The 2,028-nt window shown below is 44.4% G+C and carries 1 protein-coding gene; it reads left to right on the plus strand.

Annotated elements, in window-relative coordinates; genetic code table 11:
- Nucleotides 1–1,857 (plus strand): CHAT domain-containing protein (locus PX636_RS12785; RefSeq protein WP_288117483.1); only part of this gene is annotated, 1,857 nt, incomplete at its 5' end.
- Nucleotides 1,858–2,028 lie beyond the last annotated feature (171 nt).

Here is a 2,028-nt window from a genome sequence, read left to right on the forward strand (position 1 = left end):
ATCTTTAGCATTAGCACCGATAAGCAACGCATCAACTATCTTGCCAAAAACTACCATATAGTAGAAACATTTCTCTCCCTTGTTTTCCAACACTTTCCTAATAGCCCCGAAGCGGTACAATCTGCCTATAACCTCATCTTAAGACGAAAAGCGATCGCAACCGAAACCGCCATCCTGCAAAAAATCGCCCTTTTATCCCAACAATACGCCCATCTTGCCCCCAAACTCCAACAATGGCAACAAATTAGGCAACAACTCGCCAAACGCTGTTTTGATATACCCACCCCCGAACAACTTCCCTACTACCAACAAGAAATTAAATCCCTCGAACAACAAGCGGAAAACCTCGAACGAGAATTAAATATCCCCGAACTTAACCTCGAAAAAGAACTGCAAAACGCTGATTTTCGTACCATCGCCTTAGAATTACCCCAAGGAACTACTCTAATTGAATTTTTCAGGTTTAATAACTACAATTTTCCGGCAATTCCCGCCAACGGTGACGCTGCATCCTTTCCCCCTCGCTATCTCGCCTTTATCCTACCTGCCCAAGCCCCAGAACAGCTAACTATGATAGATTTAGGAGAAGCTGAACCCATAGACAAATTAGTGAAAGAGTTTCGGGAATCGGTAGAAAACCCACGAGGATTAAGTGTGGCCGTATTTAAGAAAAAAGAGGATATATCGCCAAAAATTGAACTAAGCCAGCTTATTTTTCAGAAAATCAAGCCTTATCTCAGCCAAGAATTAATTATCTGTCCCGATGGCGAATTAAACTGCTTACCCTTTGAAATTTTACCCACCGATAAAGGCAGCTACTTAATGGATGAATATCGCTGCAACTTCTTAAATGTAGGGCGAGATATCCTGCGCTTTAAAGCCAAAATTCCCGCCAAAGTCACCTATCCCCTCGTTATCGCTAACCCTGACTATAACTTAGCTAGTCCCGAAAACACGCCCTCAACTGCCGAAAATGAGGAAAAATTCCCCTTTAAACCATCCTTACGCAATTTAGCCACCTCTAGACAAGGACAAATATTCAACTCCCTCCCCGGCACCGAAATCGAAGGCGAAAAAATCGCTAAAATACTCAGAGTCAAACCCGTTACCGCCGCCAAAGCTTTAAAACCTCTTGTCTCCAAAGCCCAAAAAGCCCCTTATATTCTCCATATTGCTACTCATGGCTACTTTCTCGGCGATATAACCCCCGAACTGGACACAATTAACCAAAACTTCATGTTATCGAGTCTTTCCGCCTCAGAAAGATTCCAAGTCGGCACCAGACAAAATCCCCTGTTGCGTTCAGGTTTAGCCTTTGCGGGGGTGAATACGATGTTAAACGGCGGTAAACTACCCGAAGAAGCCGAAGATGGCTTATTAACTTCCCTAGACGTGCAATCTATCAACTTAGCAGGGACAGAGTTAGTAGTAACATCCGCCTGTGAAACCGCCTTAGGAGACCTCTACACAGGAGAAACCCTCATCGGTTTGCGTCGTTCCTTCATCCAAGCAGGAGCAAAAACCGTTATTATCAGCCTTTGGAAAGTGGAGGATGTGGCTACCACTATCTTAATGCAGTATTTCTATTATTATCTCCTGAAAGCCAAACTTAGCAAAGCAGAAGCTTTGAGAAAAGCCAAATCTAGCCTCCAGCGTCTCACCATCGCCAAAATGCGTTCCCAATGGCTAACGGAAGATGCCATCAAATCGGCAGAAAAACACAGTATAGGAACTGCTGCCCATTTGCGGGAATTAAGTCAAAAATCTGATTTAGAACGCCCTTATGAAGCTCCTAAGTATTGGGCAGCTTTTATTTGTTTAGGGAATCCAGCCGGTCTTCCGCTTTTACCATTTTGACAGCCGAGCAAGGGACAAAATCTGAAAACCCACATTCCGCACCCTAAGTGTCACAACGTCTCAAAAGAGGAAGGGGCGTGAGTCAAAATACTTAGGGTCTGCTGAAAAAGTTTTTCCTAGGGGCAGGGTGTAGGGTGTGGGGTGTGGGGTGTGGGGTTTTACCCATTTTCA

The sequence above is a fragment of the Microcystis sp. M53598_WE2 genome, from assembly GCF_030067735.1.
In the GTDB taxonomy this organism is placed as follows: Bacteria; Cyanobacteriota; Cyanobacteriia; order Cyanobacteriales; family Microcystaceae; genus Microcystis; species Microcystis aeruginosa.